Annotated in this window: 18 protein-coding genes and 1 pseudogene; all 19 read left to right on the top strand. The window is 38.0% G+C overall.

Annotation, left to right across the window (positions count from 1 at the left end):
• Positions 1-140 precede the first annotated feature (140 nt).
• The 19 genes and pseudogenes from dnaJ to J7Q84_RS07845 all read left to right on the top strand — a co-directional run bounded on the left by dnaJ (position 141) and on the right by J7Q84_RS07845 (position 15,913).
• Positions 141-1,250, top strand: coding sequence for a molecular chaperone DnaJ (gene dnaJ, locus J7Q84_RS07755; RefSeq protein ID WP_209093960.1), 1,110 nt, complete (start codon positions 141-143; stop codon positions 1,248-1,250).
• Positions 1,251-1,355: 105 nt separating this feature from the next.
• On the top strand, positions 1,356-2,294 hold the full coding sequence (gene prmA, locus J7Q84_RS07760) for a 50S ribosomal protein L11 methyltransferase (RefSeq protein ID WP_209094257.1): 939 nt from the start codon (positions 1,356-1,358) through the stop codon (positions 2,292-2,294).
• 59 nt (positions 2,295-2,353) lie between these two features.
• The gene (locus J7Q84_RS07765) at positions 2,354-3,103 is read left to right on the top strand and encodes a 16S rRNA (uracil(1498)-N(3))-methyltransferase (RefSeq protein ID WP_209093961.1); all 750 of its coding nucleotides are present in this window, start codon (positions 2,354-2,356) and stop codon (positions 3,101-3,103) included.
• A 4-nt stretch (positions 3,104-3,107) separates the two neighbouring features.
• Complete coding sequence (gene mtaB, locus J7Q84_RS07770) at positions 3,108-4,445, top strand: tRNA (N(6)-L-threonylcarbamoyladenosine(37)-C(2))-methylthiotransferase MtaB (protein ID WP_209093962.1); 1,338 nt, start codon at positions 3,108-3,110, stop codon at positions 4,443-4,445.
• A gap of 179 nt (positions 4,446-4,624) precedes the next feature.
• Positions 4,625-5,290 carry a deoxyribose-phosphate aldolase gene (gene deoC / locus J7Q84_RS07775; protein ID WP_209093963.1) on the top strand — a complete coding sequence of 222 codons (666 nt, stop codon included), beginning with the start codon at positions 4,625-4,627 and terminating at the stop codon, positions 5,288-5,290.
• A 259-nt stretch (positions 5,291-5,549) separates the two neighbouring features.
• Positions 5,550-5,723: a 30S ribosomal protein S21 gene (gene rpsU / locus J7Q84_RS07780; protein WP_000048061.1), complete on the top strand. Its 174-nt coding sequence runs from the start codon at positions 5,550-5,552 to the stop codon at positions 5,721-5,723.
• 14 nt (positions 5,724-5,737) lie between these two features.
• On the top strand, positions 5,738-6,184 hold the full coding sequence (locus tag J7Q84_RS07785; RefSeq protein WP_209093964.1) for a GatB/YqeY domain-containing protein: 447 nt from the start codon (positions 5,738-5,740) through the stop codon (positions 6,182-6,184).
• Between the two features lie 105 nt (positions 6,185-6,289).
• Positions 6,290-6,568: a sporulation protein YqfC gene (yqfC, locus tag J7Q84_RS07790; RefSeq protein ID WP_209093965.1), complete on the top strand. Its 279-nt coding sequence runs from the start codon at positions 6,290-6,292 to the stop codon at positions 6,566-6,568.
• 19 nt (positions 6,569-6,587) lie between these two features.
• Positions 6,588-7,787 (top strand): sporulation protein YqfD, encoded by a 1,200-nt coding sequence (yqfD, locus tag J7Q84_RS07795; RefSeq protein ID WP_209093966.1) that lies wholly within the window; start codon positions 6,588-6,590, stop codon positions 7,785-7,787.
• A gap of 3 nt (positions 7,788-7,790) precedes the next feature.
• The gene (locus tag J7Q84_RS07800) at positions 7,791-8,753 is read left to right on the top strand and encodes a PhoH family protein (RefSeq protein WP_209093967.1); all 963 of its coding nucleotides are present in this window, start codon (positions 7,791-7,793) and stop codon (positions 8,751-8,753) included.
• 150 nt (positions 8,754-8,903) lie between these two features.
• Positions 8,904-10,979: pseudogene (locus J7Q84_RS07805) on the top strand (HD family phosphohydrolase); the annotation flags it as partial.
• The gene (gene ybeY, locus J7Q84_RS07810) at positions 10,979-11,449 is read left to right on the top strand and encodes an rRNA maturation RNase YbeY (RefSeq protein WP_209093969.1); all 471 of its coding nucleotides are present in this window, start codon (positions 10,979-10,981) and stop codon (positions 11,447-11,449) included. The pseudogene J7Q84_RS07805 and the gene ybeY, both read left to right, overlap by 1 nt.
• Positions 11,446-11,802 carry a diacylglycerol kinase family protein gene (locus tag J7Q84_RS07815; RefSeq protein ID WP_209093970.1) on the top strand — a complete coding sequence of 119 codons (357 nt, stop codon included), beginning with the start codon at positions 11,446-11,448 and terminating at the stop codon, positions 11,800-11,802. Before ybeY ends, J7Q84_RS07815 begins: the two co-directional genes overlap by 4 nt.
• Before the next feature lie 29 nt (positions 11,803-11,831).
• Entirely contained in the window at positions 11,832-12,230 is a 399-nt protein-coding gene (locus tag J7Q84_RS07820) for a cytidine deaminase (RefSeq protein ID WP_209093971.1), read from the top strand.
• The gene (era, locus tag J7Q84_RS07825; protein ID WP_209093972.1) at positions 12,223-13,131 is read left to right on the top strand and encodes a GTPase Era; all 909 of its coding nucleotides are present in this window, start codon (positions 12,223-12,225) and stop codon (positions 13,129-13,131) included. Before J7Q84_RS07820 ends, era begins: the two co-directional genes overlap by 8 nt.
• Positions 13,132-13,234: 103 nt before the next feature.
• Entirely contained in the window at positions 13,235-13,378 is a 144-nt protein-coding gene (locus tag J7Q84_RS07830; protein ID WP_209093973.1) for a YqzL family protein, read from the top strand.
• A 31-nt stretch (positions 13,379-13,409) separates the two neighbouring features.
• Positions 13,410-14,162 carry a DNA repair protein RecO gene (gene recO / locus J7Q84_RS07835; RefSeq protein ID WP_209093974.1) on the top strand — a complete coding sequence of 251 codons (753 nt, stop codon included), beginning with the start codon at positions 13,410-13,412 and terminating at the stop codon, positions 14,160-14,162.
• Positions 14,163-14,437: 275 nt separating this feature from the next.
• Positions 14,438-15,076, top strand: a complete 639-nt coding sequence (gene ccpN / locus J7Q84_RS07840; RefSeq protein ID WP_209093975.1) for a transcriptional regulator CcpN — start codon at positions 14,438-14,440, stop codon at positions 15,074-15,076.
• A gap of 27 nt (positions 15,077-15,103) precedes the next feature.
• A complete protein-coding gene (locus tag J7Q84_RS07845; RefSeq protein ID WP_209093976.1) occupies positions 15,104-15,913 on the top strand; it encodes a pyruvate, water dikinase regulatory protein in 810 nt (269 codons plus the stop codon).
• Positions 15,914-16,188: the final 275 nt, after the last annotated feature.

Consider the following 16,188-nt stretch of genomic DNA (forward strand, 5'->3'; position numbering starts at 1 on the left):
AATATCTTTACTGTCGTAATATAAAGAATAGCGGGGAGCCTGCTTGCTCAACAGTTGGTGCGTATGACAGTAATTGTTGCAAAGGTATTTCTTCAAATGATAAAATTACCTTTATGTGAAAGGAGTCGGGGTTGGATACTATGAGTAAACGAGATTATTATGAGGTGCTTGGTGTCAGCAAGTCGGCCTCTAAAGATGAAATTAAGAAAGCTTACCGTCGACTTGCGAAAAAGTACCATCCAGACGTAAGTACGGAAGCGGATGCGACAGAAAAATTTAAAGAAGTACAGGAAGCATATGATGTATTAAGTGATGATACAAAACGTACGCAGTACGATCAATTTGGCCATGCTGGAGCGAACCAAGGATTTGATGGCGGTTTTGGCGGCGGGGATTTTGGCGGCTTTGGTTTTGAAGATATCTTTAGTACTTTTTTCGGCGGTGGCGGAAGAAGACGGGATCCAAACGCACCTCGTCAAGGAGCTGATTTGCAATATTCAATGGCCTTAGAATTTGAAGAAGCCATTTTTGGAAAAGAAACAGATATTGAAATTCCAACTGAAGAAGAGTGCGATACATGTCAGGGGTCAGGCGCAAAAACAGGAACTTCCAAGGAAACATGTTCTCACTGTAAGGGAAGCGGTCAAGTGAACGTTGAGCAAAATACTCCATTTGGCCGTATTGTTAATCGTCGAACATGTCAGCATTGCAGCGGTACTGGACAATTCATAAAAGAAAAATGTAATACATGTCACGGTTCTGGAAAAGTACGCAAGAGAAAGAAAATTCATGTGAAAATTCCAGCGGGAATTGATGATGGTCAACAAATTCGTGTATCTGGCAAAGGGGAACCAGGGGTAAACGGCGGCCCTGCGGGAGATTTATATGTTGTATTCCATGTCAAAGCTCATGAGTTTTTTGAGCGTCAAGGCGATGATATCATCTGTGAAATGCCATTAACGTTTGCGCAAGCTGCTCTTGGTGATGAAGTGGAAGTACCTACAGTGCATGGGAAAGTGAAATTGAAAATACCTGCTGGCACTCAAACAGGTACAGAGTTCCGTTTAAAAGGAAAAGGAGCGCCAAATGTCAGAGGATATGGCCAAGGAGATCAATATGTTATTGTTCGGGTAGTAACACCAACAAAATTATCTACTCGCCAAAAAGAAGTATTAAAGGAGCTTGCAGAGGATGAGCTTCATAAAGAAGACGGCTTGTTTGCGAAGCTTAAAAGAGCGTTTAAAGGGTAATACTGATAGTGATTATGAAATGGATTCTTGCCCATGCTTAGCAGCATAGGGCTTGTTTCTATGGATGCAAATTAATAAGATGAATAGAAAATGGAGTTGGTAGAATTGAAATGGTCAGAAATCAGTGTTCATATAACACAAGAAGCTGTGGAGCCTGTTTCTCATATTTTGCATGAAGTGGGTGCAAGCGGCGTTGTTATTGAGGACCCCCTGGATTTAGTAAAAGAACGAGAAAATCGATTCGGAGAAATCTACCAACTCAACCCTGATGATTATCCAAGTGAAGGAGTCATTGTAAAGGCATATCTTCCGATCAATGATTCTTTTGAAGCTAATGTAGAACAAATCAAATCGGCGATTTCCAGCCTTAGTCAATACGATATCGATTTGGGGAAAAATGAAGTGACTGTAAGTGAAGTTGATGAAGAAGAATGGGCTACAGCTTGGAAGAAATATTATCATCCTATCCAAGTATCTGAAACGTTCACGATCGTTCCGACATGGGAAGAATATAAAGCTGAACATGAAGGAGAACGTATTATTGAACTGGATCCGGGTATGGCGTTTGGGACAGGAACCCATCCTACGACAGTAATGTGTATTCGTGCATTAGAAAAAATGGTTAAACACGGCGATACAGTAATTGATGTTGGAACAGGATCTGGCATTTTAAGTATTGCGGCCGCTAAACTTGGTGCTTCCTCGGTCCAAGCATATGATTTAGATGAGGTTGCTGTAGAGAGTGCGAGAATGAATATTGAATTAAACAATGTTCAGCATGTTGTGGCTGTAAATCAAAATAACTTACTAAATGGCATTACAGGCCCTGTAGACGTTATTGTAGCCAACCTATTAGCAGAAATTATTCTTTTATTCCCGAAAGAGGCAGCTCAGGTTGTCAAACAAGGCGGCTTATTTATTACCTCGGGAATTATTGAAGCAAAGCAGCAAGAGGTAATAGATGCATTAGAGAAATCCGGCTTTACAATTGAAGAAGTACTGAAGATTGAAGATTGGGTAGCAATTATTGCTCGAAATAATTAGTCTGATTGAGCTCTATTCGTAAGTGAGGGAATAGAGCTCAATCATCATAGGGTGATACGATGCAGCGATATTTTATAGAAGAAAGCGCAGTAGAAAATAACAATATTATAATTACGGGTGACGATGCACATCACATTGCAAAAGTGATGCGCATGAAACATGGTCAAGAAATTATATGCTGTTATAATCAAAAAACAGCTCTTTGTATAATTGATGAAATTACCAATGAATTTGTAAAAGCTACTGTTGTAAAATGGGTAGAGGAATCCAATGAATTGCCTATTGAAGTGACGATTGCAAGCGGCTTGCCAAAAGGGGATAAGCTTGAGCTTATTATCCAAAAGGGAACGGAGCTGGGCGCAAAGGCATTTCTCCCTTTTCAAGCGTCACGTTCGATTGTGAAGTGGGATACAAAAAAGGGCAGTAAAAAAGTGGAGCGCTGGACGAAAATTGCCAAGGAGGCTGCGGAGCAATCACACCGCAGTGCAATACCAACGATAGAAACTCCTGTTTCATTTAAACAGCTTCTTCACCTTAGCAAAGAGTATGATACGTGTATTGTTGCATATGAAGAAGATGCAAAACAAGGAGAAAAAGCAAACTTTGTCAAAACACTGGAAAGTTTGCCGTTAGGTGCACGTTTATTGATCGTATTTGGTCCGGAGGGTGGATGGTGTGAAGAGGAAATCCAGCTCTTACGTGAACATAAATTTGTAAGCTGCAGCTTAGGCCCAAGGATTTTACGCACGGAAACAGCTCCTCTGTATGTACTATCTGCTGTTTCTTATTATTTTGAACTGATGGGGTGATACTATGCCGCACGTTGCATTTCATACGTTAGGTTGTAAAGTCAATCATTACGAAACAGAAGCAATTTGGCAACTATTTAAACAAGCAGGCTATGAGCGTACAGAATTTGAACGTAGAGCCGATGTTTACGTTATTAATACATGTACTGTAACAAATACAGGGGATAAGAAGAGCCGTCAAATCATTCGTCGTGCCGTTCGTCAAAATCCTGATGCTGTTATATGTGTAACAGGATGCTACGCTCAAACCTCGCCTGCGGAAATTATGGCTATTCCAGGTGTAGATATTGTTGTGGGGACGCAAGATCGCACGAAAATGCTTGAATATATTGAGCAATATAAAGAAGAACGCCAGCCGATTAATGGTGTAAGGAACATTATGAAAACACGTGTATATGAAGAGTTAGATGTTCCTTATTTCACAGACCGTACTCGCGCTTCTCTCAAAATTCAAGAAGGGTGCAATAATTTTTGTACATTTTGCATTATCCCATGGGCACGTGGCTTAATGCGTTCTCGCGATCCAAAGGAAGTCATTCGTCAAGCTCAGCAGTTAGTAGATGCGGGTTACAAAGAGATTGTCTTGACTGGCATTCATACAGGTGGCTATGGAGAAGATATGAAGGATTATAATCTGGCTATGCTGTTGCGAGATATGGAGAGAGAGATAAAAGGGTTAAAACGCCTTCGTATTTCTTCCATTGAGGCTAGTCAAATTACAGATGAGGTAATTGAAGTACTACGCGAATCTAAAGTAATAGTACGTCATCTGCATATTCCGCTTCAATCTGGCTCTAATACAGTATTGAAACGTATGCGCCGCAAGTATACAATGGAATTTTTCAAAGAGCGATTGGATCGTTTGAAAGAAGCTCTTCCAGGCTTGGCAATTACATCTGATGTAATTGTTGGTTTCCCTAGTGAAACGGAAGAAGAGTTTATGGAAACGTTCAATTTCATTAAGGATAACCGTTTTTCTGAGTTGCATGTATTTCCGTATTCAAAACGTACTGGAACTCCGGCAGCACGAATGGATGATCAAGTGGATGAAGCAGTAAAAAACGAACGAGTACATCGTTTAATTGCTCTTTCTGATCAATTGGCAAAAGAGTACGCCTGTGCATTTGAAGGAGAAGTGTTAGAGGTTATTCCAGAAGAAGAATTTAATGAAGGCCAACTTGTTGGTTATACAGATAACTACTTAAAAGTAGTGTTTGAGGGAACAGAAGATATGATTGGCAAACTGGTAAAAATAAAAATTATAAAAGCTGGTTATCCATATAACGAGGGACAATTTGTTCGCATACTGGATGAAGTATTAGAAGAAAGCGCAAGCGCCTAAGCATACAAACAACATGTTTGTATGCTTTTTTTGAATGAAAAGATACTAATAAGTGAAAAGTAAAAAAGGAGTTAGAAATTCTCCATATTGTTATTTGTTTATGGTATAATCAAAGTAATGGTTAGTCGTCAGACAACTGAAGAATCAGTACATAGTCATTATGGAAGGGGATATTGTGCATGGAATATGCTAAATTAATTGACCACACATTGTTAAAAGCGGATACAAAAAAAGATGCAATTGTTACATTATGCGAAGAAGCAAAGCAGCATAGTTTCGCTTCTGTTTGTGTTAACCCGACTTGGGTTGAAACAGCAGCAGAGCTTTTGAAAGGCTCTGAAGTAAAGGTGTGTACGGTTATTGGCTTCCCATTGGGAGCAACAACACCGGAAACAAAGGCATTTGAAACAACTGATGCGATCAAAAAAGGCGCGACAGAAGTTGATATGGTTATTAATATTGGTGCTTTACAAGATAAAAATGATGAGCTTGTAGAGCGTGACGTACGTGCTGTGGTGGAAGCTGCAAAAGGGAAGGCCATAGTAAAAGTTATTATTGAAACTTGTTTACTAACAGAAGAAGAAAAAGTGCGTGCTTGTAAATTATCTGTAAAAGCTGGTGCAGATTTTGTCAAAACTTCTACAGGCTTCTCCACTGGCGGTGCAACAATAGAGGACGTTGCGTTGATGAGAAAGACAGTTGGACCGGATATCGGTGTGAAAGCTTCTGGTGGAGTGCGTGATTTAAAAGGTATGGAAGAAATGGTACAAGCGGGAGCGACTCGTATCGGTACAAGCTCTGGTGTTGCTTTAGTAAGTGGAAAAACATCAACTACAAGTTACTAATAAAAAAAGAAGACTGGATTCAGTCTTCTTTTTTTATTAGTAACTGTTAAAAATAAATGACTAAACAGACTGATTTGTAAGGAATTCATTTAATATTTTAAACGGTATGAAATCACTTTTCTATCAGTGAAATTCTCGTCAGACAGTTGACCAAGTAGGATGCAATATATTATAATCGTAAAAGACATGCTGAAAAGGTCTTCCTTTTGCATGCATAAGTTTATGATGTAAGTGAACGTTCGGAGGGAGGGAAAGTAGGATGTCTAAAACAGTCGTTCGTAAAAACGAATCTTTGGAGGATGCACTTCGTCGTTTTAAGAGATCAGTTTCTAAAACTGGTACGCTTGCAGAGGCAAGAAAGCGCGAGTTCTACGAAAAGCCAAGCGTAAAACGTAAGAAAAAGTCTGAAGCAGCTAGAAAGCGCAAATTCTAAGAGAGGGTGTATTTATGAGTCTTCTCGATCGTCTAAATGATGATATGAAACAAGCAATGAGAAACAAAGAAAAAGAGAAATTAAGTGTAATCCGTATGGTTAAAGCTGCTATACAGAATGAAGCTATCAAAGTCGGCAATTCTTCTTTAACAGAAGAAGAGGAGTTGACAGTATTGATGCGTGAAGCAAAGCAGCGTAAAGACTCCCTCCTTGAATTTGAAAAAGCTGGTCGCGAAGACCTTGTTGATAAAATCAAGAATGAATTTCAGATTTTGGAAACATATTTGCCTAAACAGCTAACAGAAGAAGAACTGAAAAATATCGTTGCGCAAGTTATCGAAGAAGTAGGTGCAGCTTCCAAAGCTGATATGGGTAAAGTAATGGGCGCCCTTATGCCGAAAGTAAAAGGTAAAGCGGATGGCTCTTTAGTTAACAAGCTTGTTTCACAATTATTAGCATAAAAAAACGTCTCGTTCACGAGACGTTTTTTTATGCTTTTTTATTCTTTTCTCCGGTGCTAGTACAAGCATTTTTTTCATACATATGAATGGAGAGGGGGTTCTTCGATGAAAAAGCTGCAACAGCAAGTGAAGAGTTGGATTACAAAGAAGATGGACCTGCCTGCTGATGTGCTTATGGATCTGCCTCGAATCACTATGGTTGGTCAGATTCATATTTATATAGAAAATCATAGGGGACTGCTTGCATTCTCCGATACTGAGGTACGTTTACTGTTAAAGCAAGGTCAGCTGTTGATTAAAGGAAACTCCTTTGTTATCAAAACCATACTTCCAGAGGAATTGCTGCTTGAAGGAACAATTGAACAAGTACTGTTTCTAGATTAATAAGGAGCGGGGGAGAAGCATGAAAAACCAATGGGTAATCCTCTTTGGGGGACATGTGAAAGTTCGTTTGAGTGGGCGTGGAACAGAACGCTTTGTTAACGAGTGTGTCCGAAGAGGCATTTATGTGTGGAACGTGAAAAAAGTAGGGACAGAAACGATAACGTGTTATGTAATGCTGAGAGATGTTCCGAAATTGAGGATCATATATAGGAAGAATGAATGTGACATAAGATTTATTGGTCGATATGGCTTACCATTTTTCCGAAAAAAACTTTTGAAAAACAGTGGATTTCTTATCGGTTTCATTACTTTTTTTGTTTGTTTGATTCTCTTGTCTAATATGGTATGGAGCATCGAAATAGACGGAGCGAAGCCGGAAACTGAGTATCTCATCATGAAAGAGCTAGATGCGTTAGGAGTAAAGCGTGGCAAACTGCAATTCCAGCTTAAAGATGTAGAGTCTCTGCAAAGGTATTTGACCAATAATGTAAATTCGATTACATGGGTAGGCGTCGAACTTAGAGGGACAACATATCACTTTCAAGTGGTGGAGAAAAACGAGCCTAAGAAAGAAGAAGCATTACAACCCCGCAATTTAATCGCAAAAAAAGAAGCTGTGATTACCCGTACCTTTGTAGAGCAAGGAAAGAACATGGTACAGGAGAATGATCACGTTGAAAAAGGACAACTTCTTGTTTCTGGTATATATGGAAACGAAGAAAATCCTACTATTGTACCAGCGAAAGGAGTCATTTTTGGAGAAACATGGTACAAGTCATCAGTTGAAATCCCGCTGAGTACGAAGTTTCAAGTATACACAGGCTCTTTTTTTAAAAAGTATTACATAAATGTCGGCAAATTACAGATAAAAGTATGGGGATTTGAAAAAAATAAGTATAAAGCATATAAAGAAGATTCTATGAAATATGATGTTCATTTTTTACGATGGACGCTCCCCATTTCATACGAAAAAGTTACGGTGAGAGAGGAAGAAGAAGCGCATCGTGATTATACACAAAAGCAGGCGGTAAAAACCGGTATAGACATAGCAAGAAGTGAGCTCAAGAAAAAACTTGATGAGCATGCAAGGATTATTGGAGAAAAAGTTTTGCGAAAGAGTACTAAGGATGGTAAAGTAAAATTAGAATTACATTTTAAGGTAATAGAGAATATTGCAACGGAACAACCAATATCTGAGTCCGAAATTCAAGGAGATTGAGTAATGGCCGAACAATTAACAGAGATGAATCAACAGTTAGAAAATATAAATGAAGCAGTAGCTTTGTTTGGAGTTAATGATACAAATCTAAAATTGATTGAACGAGAATTGAATGTATCTATTGTTACAAGAGGAGAGGCTGTCCGTGTCTCTGGAGACAGTGAAGCTGTTGCGCTTGTAGAGCAGATTTTAAACAGCCTGCTTGCCGTAGTGCGAAAAGGGATTACCATTTCTGAGCGTGATGTAGTATATGCAGTGCAGTTAGGCTTAAGTGGGAAAATCCAGAATTTTGTAGATTTATATGAAGAAGAAATTTTTAAAAATGTAAAAGGGAAATCTATTCGCATTAAAACAATTGGACAACGGCATTATATTCATGCGATAAAAAAACATGACCTTGTTTTTGGAATTGGTCCTGCTGGAACAGGAAAAACATATCTAGCTGTTGTAATGGCAGTCCGTGCATTAAAGAACGGCTCTGTGAAACGTATTATTTTGACAAGACCTGCTGTAGAGGCGGGAGAGAGCCTTGGATTCTTGCCAGGTGATTTAAAAGAGAAGGTTGACCCTTACTTGCGTCCGCTTTATGATGCGCTTCATGATGTGCTTGGTCAAGAGCATACACAACGTATGATAGAAAGAGGCGTGATTGAGATTGCTCCCCTTGCTTACATGAGAGGAAGAACACTTGATGATTCTTTTGTAATATTGGACGAGGCGCAAAATACGACAGGGGCACAAATGAAAATGTTTTTGACGCGGCTAGGCTTTGGCTCGAAAATGGTTATTACCGGTGATCCATCTCAGATTGACTTGCCAAAGGGAGTAAAATCTGGTCTGAAAATAGCGAATCAAACATTGAACAGCGTTTCTGCTATATCATTTGTAACTCTTGAACAATCTGATGTAGTTCGTCATCCTTTGGTTCGCAAGATTATTGAGGCTTATGATAAAGTAGAAGCATAACACATAAGACCCTTCACTTAAAGGGTCGTTTTTTGTTATCATTGTTTATGGACGGACTCTTGTAAGGGAGGAGAAGGTTCTGCAGTTATGAAAAACTCACAAAGAATGATTAAGCTGCTGAAACAATATAAAATAGCTGAGGCTGCTTTATATGTACTTTTAGGTTGTGTTCTTTTTGTAGCATTGATGAGCAACGTAAAACCAAATGAAGTAAATGTAAAAATGTTGTCTATTTCAAAGAATACTGTGCACTCTCCGATAACAATTGAAGATAAAGTAACCACAGAGAAGAAAAGGCGTGAAGCAGAGCAGAGTGTAGAAGATCAGTATACATATCGCGGAGAATATAAGCAAAATCGAGTGGATATCGTAAATTCTGTATTTGATGCAGTGAAAGAGGTACAGGATGAAGCGACGAATGAACCTCTTGCAGAAGGAGAAGTACGCGAGTTTCTTACCATAGATGAAAAATTAGAAAAACTAAAGAAAAAGCTTCCTAGTGACTTAACCAAAAGTCTAAAGGATAAGGTTCTTATTGAATTGTTGAATGCGGGGTCTGATCAGCTTGATGTAGCTCGATATTCAACAGTGACTGCTGTTAACACTATCATGAGTAAACACATTAAAATTAATGAAGTTAACGGGTTTAAGGATCGAATTCAACCAGAATTGAACAATGCGAATGTAACTAGTGATTTAAAAGAGGCAATCGTTGTACTTGGAAAATACGCAGTAGTAGCCAATTATTTCTATGATCCTGTAACAACCAAGGAACGAAAGCAGATGGAAAGAGATGCTGTCGAGCCAGTGTACATATTACAGGGGCAAATTCTTGTAAAAGAAGGAGATACCATTACAAGAGAGATTTATGAGCAATTGAAGCTCGTAGGCTTACTTGATGATGGGAAATCTTTGCAACCTTTTGTTGGCTTGTTTATCCTTGTTGTGATTCTTGTTTATTTTGTACAACATCAATTTGATATATTTTTAAAGCGAAGAACAGAGGGGAAGCCGTATGTTCTTGCTTACGCGCTTATTGTGGCACTTGTTATTTTAATTATGAAAACCATCAGCTTCTTCCAAACAATTGAATTTACCGGTTTGGGATTTGTAGTGCCTGTTGCACTAGGGGCTATGTTGGTCAAGCTTATGATTGGAGATCGCTTTGTTTTTATAACAAGTATGATTTTTTCCATTTGTGGAAGTGTTATTTTTAATGAAGGTGTAACAACCCTCAATTATACAGTTGCAGTGTATTATCTACTAAGTTCCTGGTCTGTAAGTGTATTTTTACGGGAGAAGCAGAAGCGTACCATGATTTTGCAAGCCGGGATGTTTGTATCTATCTTAAACGTTGCAGTACTATCTGCTATTTTACTCATACGAAATGCCAATTTTTCACCGTTTGAAGTTGGTATGTATTTACTAATGGCGGCTGCATCTGGGATTGTTTCTTCTGTGTTGACGCTAGGGGTGTTACCGTATTTAGAGAGCGGTTTAAGACTGGTATCTTCTATGAAGTTGATGGAGCTCGCAAGCCCGAATCATCCATTACTTCGAAAAATTTTATTAGAAGCCCCTGGTACTTATCATCACAGCATTATGGTGGCTAATCTGTCAGAGGCTGCCTGTGAAGCTGTAGGTGCTAATGGCTTGCTGGCTCGTGTAGGAGCTTATTATCATGATATTGGTAAAACGCTTCGACCGCATTTCTTTATAGAAAATCAAATGGGAATTAGAAATCCTCATGATAATTTGACACCCGAGCAAAGTCGAGATATTATTATTGCTCATGTCAGTGAAGGTGTAAAATTATTAGAGAGACATAAAATTCCTAAGGAAATAGTAGATATTGCGGCGCAGCATCATGGAACGACCCTACTAAAGTATTTTTATTATAAAGCTATTCAGCAAAATGATGAAGCATATACAGAAGATATGTTCCGGTATCCGGGGCCAAAAGCTTCTACGAAAGAGGCTGCTATTGTTGGAATTGCAGACAGCGTAGAGGCAGCGGTTCGCTCTTTAAATGCACCTACGCCAGAACAAATTGAACAGCTGGTTGCGAGAATTATTAAGGATCGTTTGCAGGATGAGCAATTTAGCAATTGTGATTTAACGTTTCGAGAGCTTGCCATTGTTAAAAAAATATTATGTGAAATGCTAAAAGGAACTTTTCATTCAAGAATTCAATATCCCGAAATGAAAAAAGAGCAGGTGAAATGATGAGTATTATTATTGACTTTTTTGATGAGACAAGTGAATTAACAGATGAGCAGATTACAGAAATACAAAAATTATTGTATCTTGCTGCTGATATTGAAAATATTCAAGAACAAGCGGAAATGTCTATGACGTTTGTAGACAATCAACGAATTCAAGAGATTAACCGTGAATATAGAGATAAGGATCAACCGACTGATGTGATTTCTTTCGCGCTAGAGGATGAAGTGGAAGGAGAATTGCAAGTTGTTGGAGCGGACATGCCGCGAGTTCTCGGAGATATTATCATTTCTATACCAAAAGCAAAAGAACAAGCACAGGAGTATGGACATTCCTTCACGAGAGAACTTGGTTTTTTGGCTGTGCACGGATTTTTGCATTTGTTAGGTTATGACCATATGACAGAAGAAGAAGAAGAAGAGATGTTTACAAAACAAAAGGAAATTTTAGATTCTTTTGGACTAGAGAGATGAAAAAGGGAAGCATAATAATGAGCTTTGTGTATGCTGTTTGGGGTATCTGCTATGCAATACAGCATGAGAGGAATGTGCAAATTCACTTTTGGGTAACAATAATTGTTACAGTGTGCGGTTTGTATTTGCGCATAACTAGAATAGAATGGCTTATTGTTTTGTTAACCATTGGTGTGGTAATCAGCTTGGAAATGATTAATACAGCAATAGAAAAAGCAGTTGATGTAGCAACTGAAGATATTCATCCGCTCGCAAAGATTGCAAAAGATGTCGCTGCTGGTGCAGTATTGGTATTTTCTATCATTGCTGTCATTATTGGAGGCGTTATCTTTGCACCGTATCTCATTCAGTAAACTATTAATTTGGAAGGGAAGAGACAATATTGAACATCCAAGAATTAATTCAAAAAGCGATTCATGCTCGTGAACAAGCATATGTTCCTTATTCAAAATTTAAGGTTGGGGCAGCTCTTTTAACTAAAGAAGGTAAGGTGTATGAAGGCTGTAATGTTGAAAACGCTTCGTACGGACTATGTAATTGTGCTGAAAGAACAGCATTGTTTAAAGCATACTCAGAAGGAGATAGAGAATTTGATGCTATTGCTGTGGTAGCGGATACAACACGTCCAGTACCACCTTGTGGAGCGTGCCGTCAAGTTATGGTAGAATTATGTAAGTCTGATACAAAAGTGTATCTTTCAAATTTAAAAGGCGATGTTCAAGAGACGACAGTCGGAGAATTATTGCCCGGAGCATTTTCACCGGAGGATTTAAATGAATAATAAAGGTTTTAAATCAGGTTTTGTGTCCATTATTGGACGCCCTAATGTAGGAAAATCTACATTTTTAAATCGTGTAATCGGGCAAAAAATTGCTATTATGAGTGATAAGCCGCAAACGACACGTAATAAAATTCAAGGGGTGTATACGGAAAACGAAGCGCAAATTGTTTTTATTGATACACCAGGTATACATAAGCCTAAACATAAACTTGGCGATTTTATGATGAAAATTGCTCAAAATACATTAAAAGAAGTCGATATAATTATGTTTATGGTTAATGCAGTAGAGGGATGGGGACGCGGCGATGAGTTTATTATTGAAAAGCTTAAGCAAACGAATACCCCGGTTTTTTTAGTAGTAAATAAAATTGATCAAGTTCACCCTGATGAACTGCTCCTTTTCATAGACAAATATCGCTCATTATATGATTTTAAAGAAATTGTACCGATTTCTGCATTAGAAGGAAATAATGTGGAGACGTTGTTGGAAACGTTAAAAAAATATTTGCCAGAAGGACCTCAGTATTACCCTGCTGACCAAGTTACTGACCATCCAGAACGATTTATCATTGCAGAATTAATTCGGGAAAAGGTACTGCACTTAACAAGGGAAGAAATTCCTCATTCAATTGCAGTCGGTATCGATGCGATTCAGAAAAGAGAAAGCGGAAATGCTGTGTATGTCAATGCTACTATCATTGTAGAACGTGACTCTCAAAAAGGGATTGTTATTGGAAAACAGGGAAGTATGCTAAAAGAAGTTGGCAAGCGCGCGCGTGTAGACATCGAAGCCCTCCTTGGCTCCAAAGTATTTTTGGAGTTGTGGGTAAAAGTACAAAAGGATTGGCGGAATAAGGCATCTCAGTTAAGGGATCTTGGATTTAGGGAAGACGAATATTAATTAGAAAAATTTTTCTCACATGAAAAGGAACAAATAAGGTCACTTTAATAACAAAGGAAATTGGAATCATGCTAGGCTTATCAAAATAGGAAGGTGGGTTCTTATGTTGAATTTTACCTGGAGTGTCTTTTCTCAAACTGGAAGCGTAGAAACATACCTTATCTACAAAGAGTTGGAAAAAGAGGGGCGAGAATGGCCGAATGAGTCTAATGACGAGCTAGCAGAAATAGATTCTCCGATTTCTTGATCTTATTGTTCCGCCTTGGATGGTGATGAACGTGTTTCAAAAAATTGAGGGAATAGTACTTAAAGCAATTAATTATGGAGAAACAAATAAAATTGTGACCATTTTTTCCCGAGAACTTGGGAAAGTTGGTGTTGTTGCAAGAGGAGCAAAAAAGCCGAATAGCCGACTCTCCTCCGTTTCCCAGCCTTTTACTTATGGATATTTTCTTGTGCAAGTAGGGACAGGCTTAGGAACGCTGCAACAAGGAGAGGTAATTTCTTCCATGCGTGATATACGTGAGGATATTTTTATCACAGCGTACGCTTCTCTTGTTATAGAATTGACAGATAAGGCACTAGAAGAGAAAAAGAGTAACCCCTTTTTATTTGAATTAATGTATCAAACGTTGCATTATATGAATGAAGGGGTAGACCCTGAGGTTTTGGCATATATTTATCAAACAAAAATGATGCCCGTTTTGGGAATGTATCCGGAATTTGATACATGCTCTGTTTGTCACCAATCAGATGCTTTTGTCGCCTTCTCCATTAGGGAAGGCGGCTTTCTATGTGCAAAACATGCAGAACAAGACCCATACCGTCTTCCCATTAATGAGGCTGCGGGTAAGCTGTTACGGTTATTCCATCATTTCCATTTGAATCGTCTTGGAAATGTCTCCGTAAAGGCCGAAACAAAAAAACAGCTGCGTACGATTTTAAATGCTTATTATGATGAATATTGTGGAATTTACCTAAAGTCACGCCGATTTTTGCAGCAACTTGAAAAACTAACTCCTGATACATAAAGAAAAATCTTTATCGATGCTCAGATTACTTAAAACTATCGAATTTGTTACTTGTTAACGCTGAATAACGATTAAGTGTACAATATGAATTAAGAAGGGCGCAATTTTGTTCTAAACTTAGTATGTTTATTTTAAATTTCCCTTTGTATAAAGAAGGAAATGAGATAATTAAGAACAAAAACGTTTTCTTTTTTATATCCTTTCTTTTTCGAATAGTATATTTAGTATATAATATTTAAAAGATAGTATAACTCTTTTTTCGATTAGTAAGGGTGGTGAGTATCATAGAACTCAATAAACGTCAGGAACAAATAATACAAATTGTGAAAGAGCATGGTCCTATTACTGGAGAAGCGATAGCAGATAAATTAAATTTAACTCGTGCTACGCTGCGTCCGGATTTAGCAATTCTAACGATGGCCGGGTACTTAGATGCTCGTCCGAGAGTCGGTTATTTTTATACCGGTAAAACAGGAGGACAGCTTTTATCTGAAACCATAAAAAAGTTAAGGATACAAGATTGTCAATCTCTTCCAGTAGTGGTGGATAAAAATGTATCAGTGTATGATGCAATTTGCACAATGTTTTTAGAAGATATAGGAACGCTGTTTATTGTGGATCAAAATGCATTGCTTGTCGGCGTTGTATCTCGAAAAGATTTATTGCGCGCAAGTATGGGAAATCAGGATTTGACGTCGGTACCAGTGAATATTATTATGACGAGAATGCCTAATATCACAACATGTCAAAAAGATGATAGTTTGTATGATGTAGCTAAAAAATTAATAGAAAAGCAGATTGACGCCATGCCTGTCGTTAAAGAAACAGAGAAAGGTTTAGAAGTGATTGGACGCCTTACAAAAACAAATTTAACGAAAGTGTTGGTTGATTTAGTGGAGGATGAACTTCTGTAAGAGTATAGTTAAAAGCGAGGTAATGAAATGAGCAATCAAATCGTCTATGTTGTATCCGATTCTGTTGGAGAGACAGCAGACTTAGTTGTGCGTGCTGCGATGGGACAATTTGCACTGAACCCTGATATTCGCAGGGTACCCTATGTAGAGGATACCAGTATATTAAAAGAAGTAATTTCAATTGCGAAGAGCAATCATGCCATCATATGTTATACGCTTGTTAAGCCCAATATGAGACGATACTTGGTAGAAGAAGCGGAACGGGAAGGAGTAGTAATCTTTGATATTATCGGTCCGCTAATTGACAAGATTCAATCGGTGACAAATGCTACACCGCGTTACGAGCCTGGAGTTGTCCGTAAACTAGATGAAGACTATTTTAAAAAGATTGAAGCAATTGAATTCGCGGTCAAATATGATGATGGGAGAGATCCGCGAGGTATTTTAAAAGCTGATATTATTTTAATTGGGGTATCCCGAACATCTAAAACGCCATTATCACAATACCTTGCTCATAAACGTCTGAAGGTAGCAAATGTTCCTCTTGTGCCAGAAGTGGACCCTCCTGAAGAATTGTATCTTGTACCGAAAGAAAAATGCTTCGGCTTAAAAATTGTACCTGAAAAATTGAATAACATTCGAAAAGAACGATTAAAAGCACTCGGCTTAAGTGATGGAGCAAGTTATGCTAATATAGAACGTATTAAAGAAGAACTCACTCATTTTGAAAAGGTAGTAGACAAAATCGGGTGCCAAATTATTGATGTTTCAGATAAAGCAATAGAAGAGTCTGCAAACATAATTTTAAATGCTGTACAAAATTATCGTTCGTTCTAGACGTATTTACTAAAGGTAAATGCGTCTTTTTAAATGGAGAAATATAGAAACATCTGATATGAAAAGGCAGGAACGTTTTTATTTTCAAAAATTATGTTTGAAATGTAGCTAAGTTTTATAAATTATATTATAATAAAAAATTGTGATAAAAACCTTTCATTTTAGGTTTAGACTTTGTTTTTTCCGAATAAACTAGGGATAGGATTTGCTTTGGGAAATTTCATATACAAAGAGAAGATTTTTTGTAAAAAATCGACAAAAATCTAAATAAGAAA

The organism is Bacillus sp. 165 (assembly GCF_017742235.1).
GTDB lineage: Bacteria > Bacillota > Bacilli > Bacillales > Bacillaceae_G > JAGHKQ01.

Coding starts and splice junctions, on each gene's coding strand:
- dnaJ (WP_209093960.1), top strand. CDS start 141: ATGAGTAAACGAGATTATTATGAGGTGCTTGGTGTCAGCAAGTCGGCC.
- J7Q84_RS07765 (WP_209093961.1), top strand. CDS start 2,354: ATGCAGCGATATTTTATAGAAGAAAGCGCAGTAGAAAATAACAATATT.
- mtaB (WP_209093962.1), top strand. CDS start 3,108: ATGCCGCACGTTGCATTTCATACGTTAGGTTGTAAAGTCAATCATTAC.
- deoC (WP_209093963.1), top strand. CDS start 4,625: ATGGAATATGCTAAATTAATTGACCACACATTGTTAAAAGCGGATACA.
- rpsU (WP_000048061.1), top strand. CDS start 5,550: ATGTCTAAAACAGTCGTTCGTAAAAACGAATCTTTGGAGGATGCACTT.
- J7Q84_RS07785 (WP_209093964.1), top strand. CDS start 5,738: ATGAGTCTTCTCGATCGTCTAAATGATGATATGAAACAAGCAATGAGA.
- yqfC (WP_209093965.1), top strand. CDS start 6,290: ATGAAAAAGCTGCAACAGCAAGTGAAGAGTTGGATTACAAAGAAGATG.
- yqfD (WP_209093966.1), top strand. CDS start 6,588: ATGAAAAACCAATGGGTAATCCTCTTTGGGGGACATGTGAAAGTTCGT.
- J7Q84_RS07800 (WP_209093967.1), top strand. CDS start 7,791: ATGGCCGAACAATTAACAGAGATGAATCAACAGTTAGAAAATATAAAT.
- ybeY (WP_209093969.1), top strand. CDS start 10,979: ATGAGTATTATTATTGACTTTTTTGATGAGACAAGTGAATTAACAGAT.
- J7Q84_RS07815 (WP_209093970.1), top strand. CDS start 11,446: ATGAAAAAGGGAAGCATAATAATGAGCTTTGTGTATGCTGTTTGGGGT.
- era (WP_209093972.1), top strand. CDS start 12,223: ATGAATAATAAAGGTTTTAAATCAGGTTTTGTGTCCATTATTGGACGC.
- J7Q84_RS07830 (WP_209093973.1), top strand. CDS start 13,235: ATGTTGAATTTTACCTGGAGTGTCTTTTCTCAAACTGGAAGCGTAGAA.
- J7Q84_RS07845 (WP_209093976.1), top strand. CDS start 15,104: ATGAGCAATCAAATCGTCTATGTTGTATCCGATTCTGTTGGAGAGACA.